Origin of the sequence: Luteolibacter sp. LG18, assembly GCF_036322585.1 — a bacterium.
Taxonomy (GTDB): Bacteria; Verrucomicrobiota; Verrucomicrobiia; order Verrucomicrobiales; family Akkermansiaceae; genus Luteolibacter.
In genome coordinates, this window is the sequence record NZ_AP024600.1 from 5,256,273 (window position 1) to 5,272,916 (window position 16,644).

A 16,644-nucleotide genomic window follows, 5' to 3' on the forward strand; every position below is an offset into this window, starting at 1 on the left:
GGTTTACGTGAAGGGCACCGCCGTTGCGACAAGCAAGCGACGAAAGCCGACAAAAAAGCCCGCGACCGGGGAATCCGGACGCGGGCCGGGAAAGCGGATCGAACCGCCGGGCCCATTCGATGATTTCGCGAAAAGAAAGGGTGTTCCTATCTTTCGTGACTGGTCTCAGTTGTAGACCGGCTTCTTGTGCTGGCTGAAATAGCCGTCACCCGTGTACATCGAGCCCGCGTAGTCCGGCAGCGGACCGGAATCCGGCGGCAGGGAAATGTTGCCGAGGGTGGAATCCTCGGGCTGCGAGTAGGAGATGTTCACCGGGGTGCCGACCTTCACGAGGCGGAAGAACTTCGGCGCGAGGTTCTCGTGCATGCGCACGCAACCGTGAGTGCAGGGGTGATGCTTCAGCCAGCCGGTGTGGAAGCCGTAGTTCGCCTTGAACTCGCACCAGTAGGGCATCGGCGTGCCCTTGAACGACCAGCCGGCGGGCTTCTTCGCGAGGAAGGTCTGCTTCACCTGGTTGCCGCTGTAGGCGTAGCCATGGCTGCTGGCGCGGTGGAACTGCTCCTTGTTGTAGATGGTGAAGGAACCGGAAGGCGTGGAGGTGCCGGGCGCGCCGACGGAAACCGGCATCACGAGCAGCGGGTCATTGCCCTCCATCACGTAGGCCATCTGCTTGCTGAGGGACACCTTCACCTTCACGGCGGAGGGGTTCTTCGGCAGCTTCGTCGGGCGGTCGTAGGCATGATAAGCCGCCAGACCGCCGCCACCGGTGGTGGTGGAACAGGACGTGAACAGGGCCATGGTGGAGGCGAGGCCCGCCAGCGCGAGAATGCGGAGTGATTTCATGGTATCGATCGCCCGCAGTCTGGCGCATCTCCGGCCGATTGCAAGCCGCGCCTCCTGCTAGATTCGAGAGACCAGAATCCAGAGAAGAGAGCAGAGGCACCACCGGTAATTTACGCTTCTCTAACCACCGGCCACTCCAAGGCCGACTGGATCCGCCAGGGCTGGCGCGAACCTTCCCGCCCACAAGCAGGAATGCTTGTGCTACTTAACGTCTCCGCTCCCAGGAATCGACCTTGCGGTTCACGAACACCACCGTCGCGCTGGTGCGGGGGACGTAGGCAATTTCCGGGCCAAAGCCGTAGCCGTAGCTGCGGGAGCGGTAGGGGCCATACGAGCCGATGCCCACGCCGCCGAAGAAATTGGTGGTGTAGACCGGTTCGGAGGAGGTGTAGATCCAGCGTTCCAACGGCTGGGCGCCCTTCGCGCCGTAGAACTTCGACGCCGGTTCCCCCCACGCCAGCCACACCGCGTCCATGCTCATGCCGCGGTCGATCGTGCCGTGTTGGACGAGCTGCTTGTCCTTCGCGCTCAGGGTGGCGTAGAGCCCGGGATGGCGCTCGATCCGGCCCTGGGGCGTGACATTGGCGCAGGATACCAGCAGGGCGGCCGGGGCGAGGACGGCTAGCAGCGTTTTCATCCCTAACTCCTAGCGCGGGAACGGGCACCTTGCAACGTACCGGAATCGTTTTCCCCGGCCGCCTGAAATCCTCTTGCCAAGGCGAAACGCGAAGCGCCAATCTCGCCGCCGAAACCACTCCCCTTTCCGATGTCAGACTTGCTCGAAGACGAAGACCTTACCGTCGCCCTCAAGAAGTGCCCCGAGTGGGAGCACGAGAAAAACGCGATCACCCGCACCGTCGAGTTCGAGGAATTCATGGACGCGATCGACTTCGTGAACGACCTCGCGGAGATCGCCGAGGAGGCCCAGCACCACCCGGACATCGTCATCCGCTACACCAAGGTCTCCCTGAAACTCACCACTCACGACGCCGGTGGCCTGACCGATCTCGACATCGAGCTCGCCCAGCGCATCGACAACCTGGTGGACTGAGGTTTCTCCCCTGATTTTCGAAAACACCCGCAGCCGGAAACGGCCGCGGGTTTTTTCGTGCCCGGAAGCCGCGACCAGACCGCACGAATATCCATTCCTCTCCTCCATCTCACCCACCGGAAGCCCGGACACCTAAATTTTTCACTGGAACATAGCGATTTTTGGACATGTTTTAGCTGAAACTCGGAACACGGATCACCTCGGGCAAATCTCCTCATGACGATTTTCCTCCATGACTCCATCCATCGCATGAAACCATCCCTCACTGCCACGCTGCTGGCGCTTTCCCTCTCCCGCCTGGCCGCTGGCGACGTCGCGCCGGTTCAGGACCCCGCCCCGCTGATGCCCCGCCATGGCACCGTGATCCTCCAGCCCGCGAAGACCTGGGAGGGCGGGCTCGCCGCGGGCAATGGCACGCTGGGCGCGATGCTCTACGGCGATCCCGAAAAGGACACGCTGCTGGTGAACCACTCGAAGCTCTGGCTGCCCGCGGGCTCCCGCGAGGTGCTACCGAATGGCGGTGACATCCTCGGCGAAATGCGCCGCATCATCGGTGAAAAGGGTTACGGCGAGGGGCAGAAGTTTTTCCTGCAGAAGGCCGAGGAAGGCGGCTGGGGCGGGAAACTGGTGTGGACGGACGTATTCCATCCCGGCTTTTTCCTGGATCTGAACCAGAAGCCGTCCGGCGCGGTGAAGGATTACGCGCGGGTCGAGGACTTTTCCAAGGGCGAAACCTGGGCCCAGTGGACGAACGACGACGGGGCCTTCGCCCGCCGGATGTTCGTCTCGAAAACCGACAACACGCTGGTCACCACCACCACCGGACCGAAGGGCAAGGTCTCGCTGACCGTGCGGATGCAGAAGGTGAACAGCCCGCTCATCGAATCCACCATCGAGCACACCGCGGACTGGATCACCTGCCACAACGTCTACGTGAAGGGCAAAGGCGGCTACGAGGGCGCGGTCCGCGTGGTCAGCGAAGGCGGCACCCGCACCAGCGATGGCAGCTCGGTGACCATCACCGGTGCGGACTCGGTGACGTTGCTGGTCCGCATCCTCCCCTGGCGCACGCCACTGCCGGACAGCCATGCGTGGCCGAACGATCCGAAGAACCCGGACTTCACCGGACCGGAAAAGCCGGTTAAGCGCGGCACCGTCCAGATCCCCGGCAAGGCCTACAAGCCGGAGTGGCTGACGGCGCTGAAGGCCGACCTGGCCTCGATGTCCGGTGACTACGCCACCCTGTTCAAGCCCCACACCGCGGCGTGGAGCAGCCTCTTCAACCGGGTATCGATCGATCTCGGTGGTAGCACTGAGGAGCGCGGGATGGCATCCGGTCCGCTGCTCGACAAGGCCAAGGACGAACAGCGCCTGTCCCCCGCCCTGCTCGAGCGGATGTATGACTCCGGCCGCTACGTCTTCATGTGTTCCGCCGGACCGGAAACCCCGCCGAATCTCTTCGGCATCTGGAGCGGCACCTGGCAGCCCGCATGGTCCGGCGACTACACCACCGACACCAATCTCCAGCTCGATACCGAGATTGCCTACAGCGGCAACCTCGCCGAGTGCATGACCGGCTACTACCAACTCTGGGACAGCTACATGCCGGACCTGCGCCGCAACGCGAAGTCCCTCTACAATTGCAACGGCATCCTCATCGGCAGCCGCTCGTCCAACAACGGCCTCGCCCTGCATTGGGACAAGGGCTGGCCGGGCAACCTGTGGACGCCGGGCACGAGCTGGATGGCGCATTGGTACTACGACCACTTCCTCTACACCGGCGACCGCGAGTTCCTGCGCCGTACCGCCATTCCCTTCATGAAGGATTGCGCGCTGTTCTGGGAAGATTTCCTGAAGAGCACCGAGGACAAGGACGGCCTCTACACCTTCCGCCCGTCCTATTCCGCGGAAAACGGCTGGGGCGACAACACCAGCCAGGACATCGAGATCACCCAGGAACTGCTCACCAACCTGATCGCGGGCTGCGAGTTGCTCGGCATCGAGAAGGAAGGCGTGGTCCGCTGGAAGGCGCTGCTCGCGAAACTGCCGCCCCTGTTGGTCAACAACGAGGGCGCGCTCAAGGAGTGGTCGAACCCGAAGCAGGGCGAGCAAAACAACCACCGCCACCTGATGCACCTCTACGGTGCCTTCGAAAGCCTCCAGTTCAGCCCGGACAGCGATCCGAAGCTGTTCGAGGCCGCGAAGGTCGCGCTGATGAACCGCGTGAAGGCCAGCCAGGAGGACGCCACCCACGGCTACATGCACACCGGTCTGGCCGCCGCGGGTCTGGGCATGGGCGACCTCGCCTTCGCCCGCATCGAGGAGATGGCGAAACACCGCTCGACCTACAACAATATGGTCGCCGCCCACTACGGCGGGCCGCGCATCCTGTGCGTGGATGGAAACGGCGCGACGCCCGAGATCGTGAACCGGATGTTCATCCAGTCGCGCGTCGGCGACCTCACGCTGCTGCCCGCGGTTCCCAAGGCGCTGCCGAAGGGATCGCTTAAAGGAACCCGTGCGCGTGGCAATATCACGGTGGAGGAGATCCAGTGGGACCTGGGCGCGGGAACGTGCGAGGTCACGCTTTCCTCCGCCGCGAAACAGGAGGTGGTGATCGCCCTGCCGAACGAGCTGGGGGTTACGAAGATGAGCGTTGGAGACAAGGAGGTCGCGGTGGCGGCGCAAGGTGTAGCCCGCAGCGGCGCGAAGGTGATGCTGCCGAAGGGCTCCCCGGTGAAGATCGCCGTGGCGTTCAAAAAGTAGTAACAAGCATTGCTGCTTGTGAGTGGGACGGCTCGCGGCGTCCCTGGCATGACCAGTCCGCCCTGGTGGTCACTCACAGGGGGACTGGACCTGCACGGGTGTTCGCGGATACTCCCACGCGCAAGTTTGGAAACTTACGCTACTTCGCCTGCGGCGGAGAATAGCTACACTGCGTTACCGTGCCGCCTGGGTCTTGTCCTCGTCGTCCTCTTCATCGCCGCCGTAGCCGATGACCTCCACGACGATGATCGAGGGCAGGTTCTCCGTCGCGGCTGCGGCTTCCGTTTGGGCTCCGGTGCCGGTTGGAACCGCCGCCGAGGTGGCCGCCGCGGTGTTCGATGCCGCAATGCCTCCGAGATTCGCGGATGGCGCGGTCACCGACGGAGTCCCGCCGCTGTTCCCGCCCACCGAGATGTTCCCGGCGTTGAGCACCTGCGGTGCGGAGATATTGAGATTCCCGGTCACCCGGATTCCGGCGTCGCCGGCATCGATGAAGCCCTCCGGCGCGATGAGGTCGACATTCCCCGGCTCCACGCCCTTCACGGTCGCCAGCACTCCGATGCCGCCGCCGGTCGCGAGCCCCGCCAGGTCGGTCTTCACCGCGCCGCTCTGCGGATCGATCAGCACGCGGGTGGGCGGTGCGGATTTCACTGTCTTCGACGACGAACCGGCCGCGATGTTGCCCTTCGACGACCACAGGATCTCATCGCCACCGCGCAGGGTGAAGATGCGGCCGATGCCGATGCTGATGTCATTGTTGGCGAAAATCGAGATGTTGCCGCCGCTTTCGGTCACGATACCCGGAGGCGAGAGTGGATTGCCGATGGCGGTATTCGCCATCGCCAGACCACCGCCCGGGATGAAGATTCCGATGTCACCGCCGTTGGTGGTGCGGATGTCGCGGCCGCGGGTCAGGATGTCGCCGTCCCAGGTGGTGCCCGGGAAAAGCGTGGCGATGGCTTCCTTGCCTGTATCGTAGCTGGCATAACCGGGCGACTCCGGGTTGTTGTGGTCGCGTCCGGTATTGCGAAGGATGACGTAGAACACGCGCAGGGCCGCGAGGTTCTGGTCCTCGGTGGAAAGCCCGTCGAACTCCGCCGGGGTCAGCCCGATGGCTTTCAGATACTCCGTGCCGGAGGGGCCATCGATGTACTTCGTAATGAACGCCCCGAAGTTGGCGCTGCTGCCATCGAGCGCGGAGGCCGAACCCAGGCCCGCCGCCACCACTAGATCCGCGCCTTCGAAGGGAAGCCATGGATTGCGGGTGTTGCCGATGCTGGTGATACCCGTGCCGGTACCATCGGCGTTCGCGGTGCCCAGACCGAGATCGAGATTCCGCCCGGCAATCACCTCCAGCGTTCCGGGGCCGCTGATCTGGATGTCCCCCGCCAACGGACCGCTGCCATCGTTCACCGTATTGCCAGTGGCAAGGGCCGACACCCGGAGCTGCGAGGACGAGCTGTAGGGCAGGATGTCCCGGCCGCTGGTGACCACGCTGATGTCACCCGCGTTCACGTTCTGGATGTAGAACGCCACATCGGCGATGTCCCGGCCCGCGGTGATCCGCGCGGCCTTCGGCGAGTAGAGCGTGAAGCCGGAGATGTCCCCGCTGCCCGCATACAGGCGCAGCGGCGAGGTGTCATCCTTGTGCAGCGGACCCGCGCCGTGCAACGCCTGTTTGGTCTGAAGCACGACGTTGGTGCCATTGGTCGCGCCGGATTCCTTGAACAAGCGGTCGAGGAAATCGAGGTAGCCGACGGTGGTATCGGTGGTGCTGGCGCTGCCCGAACTATCGGTGCCGACCACCGCCTGATAGGCGAAGGGTGAGGCAATGCCGGGGATCGAGGCCGGATCGGCGTCGGAGACATTCACCGTCGCCACTCCCCATGGCGTCTTGGTCACACCGCCGGGAGCGACCTGGCCGTTCGGTTGCAGGCCGTTGATCGAGCCGCCCGCCAGCAGCTCCAATGTGCCGGTGGCGGAGGGCGAGAGGATCAGGTTGCCCACCAGGTTGATGTCGCCGCTGTAGGAGGTCGCCAGCACCGTGCCGGGGAGCAGCGACGACAGCGTCCCGAAGGGTTGCACACTGGTTTCATTCAGACGCAGCCACGGCTTCGTGTAGGAGGCGGAGGTGGTGGAAAGCAGTAGCTTGTTCGTGTACCACGCCAGCAATAGGGACGACGCGGAGCCCTGCGTGTCACCGCTGACGACGGTGCCGCTTTCGCGCAGCGTGACCGAGCCGCCGAGCGACGAAACATGCACGTAGCTGTCCGAGGCGTAGGTGGAGAAGTAGCTCTTGTTCCAATACGAGTTGTTCAGGCCGCCGGGCAGCAGGAACGGATTCGCCACCGGACCGAGCAGGACGTTGCCGCGCGCATCGACGTCGAAGCCACCCTTGCCGAGGAACAGGGTGGTCGGGAGCTGGGTGTAGACCGAGGCCGCGGAGGCGAGGCTCTGGCTGAGCACCGAGCGGGTCGCGTTGGTGTGGATGTCACCGCCCGCGCTGAGCTGGCCGTGGCCGCGCTCGACGTAGTAAACACCCGCATCGATATCACGACCGGCGCGCACGACCAGATCGCCACCGCCCAGCTCCACCAACCGCGAGGCCACCGCCGTGCCCTTCGGCATGCGGGCATTGGTGGCCACCACGGCATCCACGTTGTGGATGTCGCGTCCAGCCTCCAGCGTCACATCGCCGCCGCCGAGCGTGCCCACACCCTGGAAGAAGTTACTGAAATCCACCCACCAGGTGGTGGTGGTGACGTCGCTGAAACGACCGGTGCCGTAAGTACCGGTCGTCGGATCAATGTAGCCACGCCGGTAGAGCCAGTTGTCCGGCATCTGGAACTGCGAGTCAGCCACCAACTGGTTCGCCGCGTTGCGCGTCAGGCGCTCGATGTCCTGCTGCGCCTTCACCACCACGTCGCCGCCCGCCATGCTGTATTGCACCGCGTAGGACTGCTGGGCGGAACCGAGCGCACCGGAGGTGGTCTGGCTGATGTTCGGCAGGTCGAAGGTGCCGCCCAGCGTGGCATCCAGCACGCGGGTGCCCGCGGTGTAGATGGTGGCGAACTGGTTCATCAGCTGCACGCTGCGACCGGCGTGGATCTCGATATTGCCGCTGCCGGTACGGATCGTCTGGAAACGGTTCGCGATCACCGAGGCGGTCGTCGCGGAGTTTGAACCGGTGGCCGCCGCATTGGTGGACGTGCGGCCGAGAATGAGATTGCCGCTGGTGACGTCCAACGCACTGAGCGCCTTGACCTGGCCGAAGTCGGCGGCCGTGAGGTCAGCTCCCGAGGCCAGACGGTAGGACCACGATTGCTCGTTCACCGGCAGCAGCGTGTTCTGCGCGGACAAGCGCGCCGTCCACAGCCAGTTCGTATCGGTGCTGGCCAGCGTCGGCGTGAAGCCATCGCTGAGCGCGGTGTTGAAGACGAGGTTGCCGGTGGAACGGATCGTCAGCACGCCAGGCGCGCTCTTCGCACCGAAACGGAAGTCGGTGGACGCGAGGTTCCAATCGTCCGCGGTGGTCGAGTTCGGCGTGCCGAGCTGGATGTCGCGGGACGGCGGCGTGATCGTGGTCGCGCCGGTGGTGGTGAAGCTGCCGGAGGCCAGCGCCACGGTGACCGGGCCGCCGGTGCCGCCGCTGGCGAAGGTGATGGCACCCGCACCCGAAAGAGTGACCGTGCTGCCGGGATCGATGGCCGTCGCGGTGTTCGCCGACAGCGTGGTGACCACGCCGCTGGCCGAGGTGATCGTCCCTGCCACGGAAGCGGTGATCTTGTTGGTGGTGCTGACCACGGTGGTCGCGCCCGCCTTGGTGCCCACCGGGAAAGTGATCTTCGTGCCTGCGGCCAGGGTGAGCTTGCTGGTGCCCGCGGTATTCAGCGTCACCACCGTGCCACGGGTATTGACCGTGGCGACGCTGTTGGTCGCGCCGGTGGTGTAGGACGAACCCGTCACCAGGCTCACCGCCAGCGCGCCGGAGCCGCTGGCGTAGGTGATCGTGCCGCCATTCGCCAGCGTGATGGTGCTGCCCGCCGCCAAGGTAGTGGTGGCATTCGCGGCCAGCGTGGTGACCACGCCCGAGGCCGAGGTGACGGTCGCCGCGCTGCTGACGCGGATGAGGCTCGCGCCGGTGCCGGATGGGAACAGCACACTGCCGCCGGTGGTGGCCACCACCAGCGTGCTGTTCGCCGCCGCGAGGCTGGAGGTGACGTTGGAGGGCGTGAGCGAATTGACCAGCTCCACACCCGCGGCGAGCACGAGATTGTTCGCCAGCCCGGCATTGTTCGCGGTGAGGCGGCCGAGGATCGCGGTGTAGCCCGCGGTAGTGGTGCCCGCCGCGCCGAGGAAACTCTTGCCATCTGCGCTGATGGTTCCGGTCACGCCATTGACGATCCCTCCGAAGTCGGCGAGGTCATACACCTTGTAGCCTTCCACCAGGATGCTCGAGGCCTCGGTGAGGGTGCCATTGATGGCGCGGACATTGAGATCGGTCCCGGCACTGGCGCGCGGCGCTCGGAGGTGGAGCTTGCCGCTGAACTGGCCGTTGTAGGCGCTGCTGCCCACGGTCGAGGCATCGCCCGCGACTTTCGCCGCCACCGAGAGATCGAGCGCTGAACCGGTCTGGATGTCCACCCAGCCGGTTCCGGCCACGCCATTCAAGGATGTGCCCGCTTCCAGCGTGATGTCGCCGCCCTTGCCCGCGTCGCTGAACTTCTGGCCCGCCACCGTGAGTCGTGATCCATTGGAAAGCGTGACATCACCGTGCGCGGCGAGACGAATCGAACCACCAGTGGTACCGCTGGCATCGATGGTGCCGGTGACGTTGATCGATCCCTGGTCGACCGAGAGCAGGAAATCGGCGGCCTTGGTGATGCCATCGACAGTCACGTCGCCATTGCGAACGCGGATCGCCTGACCGCCGGTGAAGGACGCCTGGGTGAGCGAGGCACTGAGCGATGCCAGCGACGAGAGCGTGGCGGTATCCAGCACGAAGGTGCCGTTCGCGCCACCGCTGCCGCCCTTCGCGGCCAGCGTGCCATTCGAAGTGAACGCGCCGTGCGGCGTGGACACCGTCAGCGATCCGGCATTTCCTCCGCCGGTGGGCGCGGAGACGTCGATGCGGCCGCCGTTCGAGACGGTGACATTGCCATTGTCCGCTGTCAGCACGACATCGCCGCCGCCGGTGAACTTCGCGGTGTCGCCGAAAACCTGGCGCGTACCGGAAACATCGAGGGTGCCGCCGATGGTGACATTCCCCGAGGTGGCGTGGAGCGAGAGCAAGCCGCTGCGAAGCTGCACCGCCGTGTTCACGTCCACCGTGGAACCGGTGAGCGTGAGACTCGATCCGAGCCCGCCGCTGATCGCATTGGCGAGGCTGCCCGAGGACACCAGCGAGAGGGAGCCACCCGCGGCGATGGTGCGCACCGCTCCCGCCGCACCGGTGACACGCGGGGTGGAGATCGTGAGATTGCCCGGCGTCGAGAAGCCGCCGCTCCCCGTGCCCGTCACGCCGCGGGTCGCGGCGAGCGTGACATTGGTGTAGCCGTTCACCGCGAGCTGGTTCGCACCGAGCTGGATCGTGTCGGCGCGGAACTCGACCGCACCGGTGGCAGTAGCCGCTGCCGTGTTGGCGGCATTGGCGGTGTTTTCCAACACCAGCGTGCCCGCGCGGATCACCGCCGTACCAGCACCCTGGCCGATGCCACGGATCGAACCCGCGCTGAGTTCGAGCTGCGCGAGGTTGTTTCCGCCGAGCTGGCCCGAGCCGTAAAGATCGAGCGTGGAATAGCTGAGCAGCTTCAACGACGACGCGCCTTGGAAATCGGCCAGCGCCGCATTCGACAGCGTGAGCCCGCTGTCCGCCGGGAGCACCGCCGCGCCATCGAGCTGGAGGCTGATCCGGCCGCTGCCAAGCACATAGGTGGAGGCCGCGAGATCCGCCGTGCCATCGAGCAAGGTCCGCGCGGTGGAATCGAGAATCAGGCTGCCGCCGGAGAGTTTCGCTCTCGCGCCTACGGTGAGCACGGGGAGCAGCGAGGTGGTCGCGCCGGTGCGGGTGATTTCAGCGCCTTTGCCCGCGGACACGCGGACCAGCGCGCCATCGCCGCTGAGTGAGAAATTCGTGGGCGTGGTGTTAGTGGTCGCGGTGGAACGGATCTCCGCATCCGCTGCCAGCGTGAGCGCGCCGGTGGCGGAAAGGATCAGGTCGTTTGCCACCAGCGCGGCCCCGGCGTTGTCCACCGTCACACTGGAACCGGTGGTGGTGATCACGGAACCATTGCGGATGCCCCCGATGAGCAGGCTTTCCGCACCGAAACTGTTGAGCACCGCGGCCGAAAGTTTCACCGTGCCACTACCCGTTCCATTCGCGGTGATGGTGGTGTCCTGCCGCGTGCCGATGTCGATGATCGAGCCATGCCCTCCGGAAACGGTGGAGGCCGAGAGCACCGATCCCGCGAGCACGAGCGTATTCGTGGCCTGGAACACCAGGTGGCCGGAGTCCGAGGTCAGCGTCGGCACGGGCAGGTTCAGCGACAGCGCGCTGGCCTTCAGGAAATCGCTGGCCTTGAAGTCCTCATACTGCGCACGCGCCCGCACCACCGACGAGGTGGCGACTTCGAAGCGCGATTGGATCGTTGGCACCGTGCGCTCGCTGTTGAGGTCGTTGTAGCGGTAGCCGGAGACGATGTTCGATTTGTCGGCATTGGTGATGGTCGTCGATCCGCCGTCCTTGACCGGTGTGACCAGTACCGCTCCGGGGAGCAAGGCATAGCGCGCGGGCAGCAGCGTGTAATAGCCCGCGGGTAAGGAAGCACTGCCGCTGAGATAGATGCGGTCGCCTGCCTTCAAGGTCCCGTTGGTGTAGCCATCGACGCCCGCGATCAGGCTCGTGCTGTCGCTGGAGCTGTTGAACTCCGCATACGGCGCGTAGTCCGCCTGGTAGGACGGGATCACCGCGAAGCTCGTCAGCGAGGCGAGGATGTCCACCGGCCCGCCAAGGCCCGAGACCCAGCGGTAGGCATACAGCTCGCCGCCGCCGCGGAGATCGACGGTCGCGCCCTGCTCCATCGTCAGGCCGTTCCCGGCGAGCACGATCTTCTTCTCGGGCAGGCCGCCCGCGGTGATGTCGGAGCCATGGGGATCGATCCACTTGCTGCCGTCCGGGCTGTAGCCATACGGAATCGTGATCCCCTTCCCCGTCAGCGGATCGACCGCCGAGACGGAAGTGACGCTGCCCGCGCCGAGCGTGAGCGACTTCGTCACCGGCAACGACAGCGTCGCGCCCGCAAGGTAATCCTTCGGCGCGGTGCCGGCGCCATCCCAGCCCAGCGTGATCGAGCCGAAGGGAGCACGCAGCACGCCGCTCTGCTGGATGTGCGAGGCGTAGAGCGAAAGGTCGCCGCCACCGGAAAGCGGAAGCTGGCGGCGGCCGAAGGCCTGCACCGTGATCGAGCCCTCCTTCAACACCGCGCCTTCGAGGTGATCGTAGGCGACGATGGTGAAATCGGAGGCGGTGGTCGGATAGATCTGGCCCGCGCGCAGCGTGAGGTCGCCCGCGAGGTTGAGCGTGCCATTGCCACGGATGTCGCCATTGTCCGCCGCGAGCACGGCGCTGCCGGTTCCCTGGAGCGAGAGATTGCCGACATCGATCAGTTTCGCCGAAACGGACAGGCTGCCCGTTCCCCACGTGGGCGCGTAGCCCGTGCCGAAGACATTCGTCTTCGCATCCGGGAGCACCGGGGTCTGGAATGCTTGGCCGAGCGAGACATGGGCCGCGTTGAGGATCGTCTCACCGGTGGTGTAGAGCACCCCGCTGTTAGACACGGTGACTTCCCCGCGCGCGTTGATCGTGACCGGCCCCTGGAACTTCACCGTGCCGCCGAGTGTCAGCGAATCGAAGCCGCCCGCCGTGAAGGCATCCACCGCGAACACACCCGCGCCGTTCGCCGCGGAAACCGTATGACCGATCCCCACCACACCGGTCGCGAATTGCCCACCTTGTGTCACTGTGAGATTCACATCCCCGGTGGCGGGCAGCACACCCGCAGGATAGTAGTGGCCGGAGGAAACCGACAGAGTGCCACCGAGCGCGGTGCCGCCACCTGCATTGGCATGCAGCGTGGCATCGGACGCCAGCAACGCCCCCCCCGCGAGGACGATCGTGCCGCCGTTGCTATCCAAACGCGTGGCCACGGTGTTCAAGCCACCCGGGATGCCGGTGGTCGCCTTCGTTCCTGTCGAAACCGTGTTCGCATCCAGATCAAGGATCGCGCTGGCACCGGAAACATCGATCACCGAGCCGGAAACCGCGGCGAGGTTGCCGCTGATCTTCACCGTGCCACCATCGAACACCTTCCCAATCCGGCGGCCATACGGATCAGGAGTGTAAACGGTGGTCCCCGCCGCGGAGATCACACTGTGCGTTCCCAGATAGGTGGTCACCAGTGCCTGCGAATCATCGCCGAACAAACCGGTGGAGTTCGAAGCCCCGCCGACCGTGATCGTGCCGCCCGCCGCGAAGATCGAACCAAGCACCGTGACGGTGTTGCCGGTGACGGAGACATTGCCACCCGCCTCGGTGCGGATCACCGCCCCCTCGCCGATCACCACATCCCCCGCCAGCAACCGACCGCCTTCACGCGCATCCACGCCCGGAGCGGAAAGCGAAAGACTCACCGCCTGACGCAGGCCATCGGGATTCTCACCCACTGCCAGTGACAGCGATCCGGGATTACCCGGCAGCACCAGGAAGCTCTTCGCACGCGGCGCGATCACGGCACCATCCGCCACCCACACCTCGGGCACGGCATTCGCGCCCTGGTTCGTCACCGAGCCGAGCCCCGCAAGAGAGAATTTGGTGAATCCACCCTGGCTGAAGAACTCCGGCAGCAACATCAGCGAACCCGCGGTGAGAGCGCCGCCGCCGATCTGCACGAACGGCGCGGTGATGGAAAGCGAGCCGCCCTGCGCGCCGGAGAAACCTTTCAAGGTGGAACCCAGCGACAACGAGCCGCCGAGCACCGACTTCAGCCCCGGGTCCTGTCCTGCGGTGATCGAGATGCTACCCGCATTCCCGTACTTACCGGTGCCCTTTGCGGTCATGACATAGCCGCCGGACACGTCGATCGCGCTTCCGGTGGCGAGATTCACCTCGTAGCCGGTGATCTTCACCGAGCCGCCATTGGCCGCGATCGGATTGGAGTTGGCGATGCGGTCATCGGTCACTAGTCCCGCAGTGCTCAGAGTCGATTCCGCACCCAGCGTGAAGATGCCGCGTCCCGCATTTGGTGCCGGGTCCGGAGTCCCTGACGGCAGTGTGGCCGCCACATCCGGCGCGATGGTGTAAGTGGTGAAGGTCAGCGATCCGCCCGGCGCGATGATCGAAGCCGCAATGTTGATGTTCGCCCCCGCGAACGTCAGCGAACCTTTCGCCGTGGTGTGCAACGTGACGCTTTCCGGCACACGGATGGCGCCGTTGGGATTATTCACCGTGAGCGATCCGAATTCCAACGCCAGCTCCGGCGAGAGATACACGTTCGAGATCCGGTCCGCGGCCAGCGCTGCTGGATTACCGTTCGCGTCGACATTGAAAGCCGCCACCGCGTCCTGCACCACGCCATCCTGGAAGGTGATGTCCGGCAAAGTCGGGTAGGTGGTGAGGACGGTGTTGTTCGAGTAAGTCTGTGACTGGAATTTCAGCGTCAACGACGCGCCCTGCGGCAGCGCGCTGGTGGTGGCGGAATTCCGGACCTGGCTCGTGCCTACGATGGTGCTGCCTGTGAGCGTGCCATCCAACGCCATCGAGGGCGCGCTCACGGTAATGCTGCCGCCCGCCGCGCCCTGCACGTAACCTTCCTTGTAATAGGTGCCGGTGGGGGCCAGCGGATTGACGTATTTCTCGGTCACGCCCCACTTCGTGTGCACCACCGTCGCGCCACCGGTGTAGATCCCCTGATAAACTTGGTCCGGCGATGCCTTGCCGATCTCCACGATCTTGCCGTTCGCGTCGACCAGGCGCGTGGTTTTCAAGGTCGCACCGGCGTAGTTCGTCGAGCCACCGGAAACGTCCAGCACCGATCCATTCTGAAGAACCACCGATCCGCCCGCGGAAATATCGAGCGTACCGCCCGCGGCGGTGAGTTGACCGACCGTTCGCTCCACCAGCCCGGCATAACCGATGAGATCCGCCAGCGGCGTGCCGATCCAATCGCGGCCCTCATAGGTGCCGCTCACGCCGAGATCGACCGTGATGGTGTCGCCGCGCAATTCACCATCGCGCTGCACCGGCGCCACCGAAAGCTCAGAACCACGGAGCTGGAGCGTGATGAGATTGTCCGCCACCGAGGCCGCCACATCCTGTGAACCCGCGAGGTTGATGGTCCCGCCGCTGTCGAGATAGACTTGGCCGCCCGTGGCCAGGAAGGTGGAGGATGGCGGCGAGGTCGCGCCATTGAAAACCCACGTGCCCGCCTTGATCGTGGCCAGCGCGTTCGGAGCGAGGATGATCGAGTCCGTTTCGAGATGAACGGTGAGGCCTTGGAGGTTGATCTGCGAACGCAGCGCCAGTTCAGTGCCCGCCACCTTGTCGGTGCTGGCCCACTCCGGCAGGATGCGGGTGACGCTTCCCTCGCCCAGGGTGACGCTGCCGGTGTTCTTGTAAAGGAAGGGATTGCCGGTGGTGCTGTTGCTGGCGTCGTAGCCGGTGTTCGCCACCGCACCGTAGTTCGCCAGCAGGTCGATGCGGCCGTTCAGCGAAACCGAGGTCGTGCTGTCGATCACGCCGTTCTGGCGCACGTCTTTGCCGGTGACCGTCGCGCTGCCACGCGCCACGGAAATGATGCCGTCGTTGGTCGCCACGCCCGCGTATGGAGAAAGCGCGGACAATGAATCGGTGACCGCGCCGACATAGACGTCGAGACCGCGCAGCGAGGCGTCGTTGCTGTTGTGCGCCGCCACTCCGACCTGGAGACCCGCCGCGAGCACGACCTGACCGGCGGTGGATTCGAGCGATCCCGAATTCGTCACGTTCGCACCAACGAGCATGATTCGGCCGCCATTGCCATCCGCGCTCACGGAGGTGGCGATCTTCGCGCCCGCCTGCACGGTGACATCGCCGATGCGCGTGTTCGCATCGATCTCATCGTCCGCCCCTTGGTCGAGGCCATTGAAGAGGAACTGCTGGTCCAAGTTGTTTAGCAGGCCGCGCTGGATGAGCAGTTCGTTGACCGGCAGCGCCGTGGCCACCAACGCGCCGACATTCACCTGCGAGCTGCCGCCGAAGATGATGCCATTGCGGTTGATGATGTACACCTGCCCCGGCGCATCAATGGTGCCGAGGATCTGGGTCGGATTCGCGAGCGGATCGTTGACCTTGTTAAAGGCGATCCACTGGCTGGCGCTGCTGCCGCCCGCGCTCTGGTCGAACTTCAGCTCGGTGTTCTTGCCGACATTGAACGTCTTCCAGTTCAGGATCGCCTGCTGGGCGGTCTGTTTCACCGTCACCTGGGTCTTGCCCGCGGTGGTGGTGGATTGGACGGGAAGGTTCGCACCCTGCCACAGGGCAGAGTTGGTGGGAACGCGTGGATCCACCTCCAAGCCACCCGCGGCCAGGCCATCGGGCACGTCCGGCAGGAGCTGGCCGGGTTTGGTCGGATTCTGGCCGAGGTTGTTCGAACCGTTGTTCTTCGACAGGTTCCGGGCCGCCGTCTGCATCGCCTGCACGGCCTGGATCGCCTGGGTCGTTTTCGCCAGCGTGTCATTGGCGCTTCCCGTCGCGCGTGGGGTGATCGCCGCCGGAGTGTTGGTGGTGCCGGTCGTTGCCGTGGTGGCGGGTCGCACAGCCCCCCCGCGAAGGATGTCCGCGCCTTGTACAACGATCGTCGTGGCAAGGGTGCACACGAGCCCGAGAGACAGATGCTTCCGGGCAAAACGTCGCGGCAGGAAATAACGGCGGGGTTTCATGGCAAGGGAAA

The 16,644-nt window shown here is 65.1% G+C and carries 5 protein-coding genes; 2 read left to right on the plus strand and 3 right to left on the minus strand.

The features are described 5' to 3' along the window. Nucleotides 1-165: 165 nt before the first annotated feature. Both llg_RS20965 and llg_RS20970 read right to left on the minus strand, forming a co-directional pair. Complete coding sequence (locus tag llg_RS20965; protein WP_338287004.1) at nt 166-843, minus strand: L,D-transpeptidase; 678 nt, start codon at nt 841-843, stop codon at nt 166-168. Between the two features lie 205 nt (nt 844-1,048). Beyond that, nucleotides 1,049-1,480 carry a hypothetical protein gene (locus llg_RS20970; RefSeq protein ID WP_338287005.1) on the minus strand — a complete coding sequence of 144 codons (432 nt, stop codon included), beginning with the start codon at nt 1,478-1,480 and terminating at the stop codon, nt 1,049-1,051. Between the two features lie 129 nt (nt 1,481-1,609). On the opposite strand from llg_RS20970, the gene llg_RS20975 reads away from it, so the two are divergent. Then, a complete protein-coding gene (locus llg_RS20975) occupies nt 1,610-1,894 on the plus strand; it encodes a 4a-hydroxytetrahydrobiopterin dehydratase (RefSeq protein ID WP_338287006.1) in 285 nt (94 codons plus the stop codon). 249 nt (nt 1,895-2,143) lie between these two features. Beyond that, entirely contained in the window at nt 2,144-4,660 is a 2,517-nt protein-coding gene (locus tag llg_RS20980) for a glycoside hydrolase N-terminal domain-containing protein (RefSeq protein WP_338287008.1), read from the plus strand. A 174-nt stretch (nt 4,661-4,834) separates the two neighbouring features. Here the strand turns inward: llg_RS20980 and llg_RS20985 are convergent, their stop codons facing one another. Next, entirely contained in the window at nt 4,835-16,633 is an 11,799-nt protein-coding gene (locus llg_RS20985; RefSeq protein WP_338287009.1) for a filamentous haemagglutinin family protein, read from the minus strand. Nucleotides 16,634-16,644 lie beyond the last annotated feature (11 nt).

Coding starts and splice junctions, on each gene's coding strand:
- llg_RS20965 (WP_338287004.1), bottom strand. CDS start 843: ATGAAATCACTCCGCATTCTCGCGCTGGCGGGCCTCGCCTCCACCATG.
- llg_RS20970 (WP_338287005.1), bottom strand. CDS start 1,480: ATGAAAACGCTGCTAGCCGTCCTCGCCCCGGCCGCCCTGCTGGTATCC.
- llg_RS20975 (WP_338287006.1), top strand. CDS start 1,610: ATGTCAGACTTGCTCGAAGACGAAGACCTTACCGTCGCCCTCAAGAAG.
- llg_RS20980 (WP_338287008.1), top strand. CDS start 2,144: ATGAAACCATCCCTCACTGCCACGCTGCTGGCGCTTTCCCTCTCCCGC.
- llg_RS20985 (WP_338287009.1), bottom strand. CDS start 16,633: ATGAAACCCCGCCGTTATTTCCTGCCGCGACGTTTTGCCCGGAAGCAT.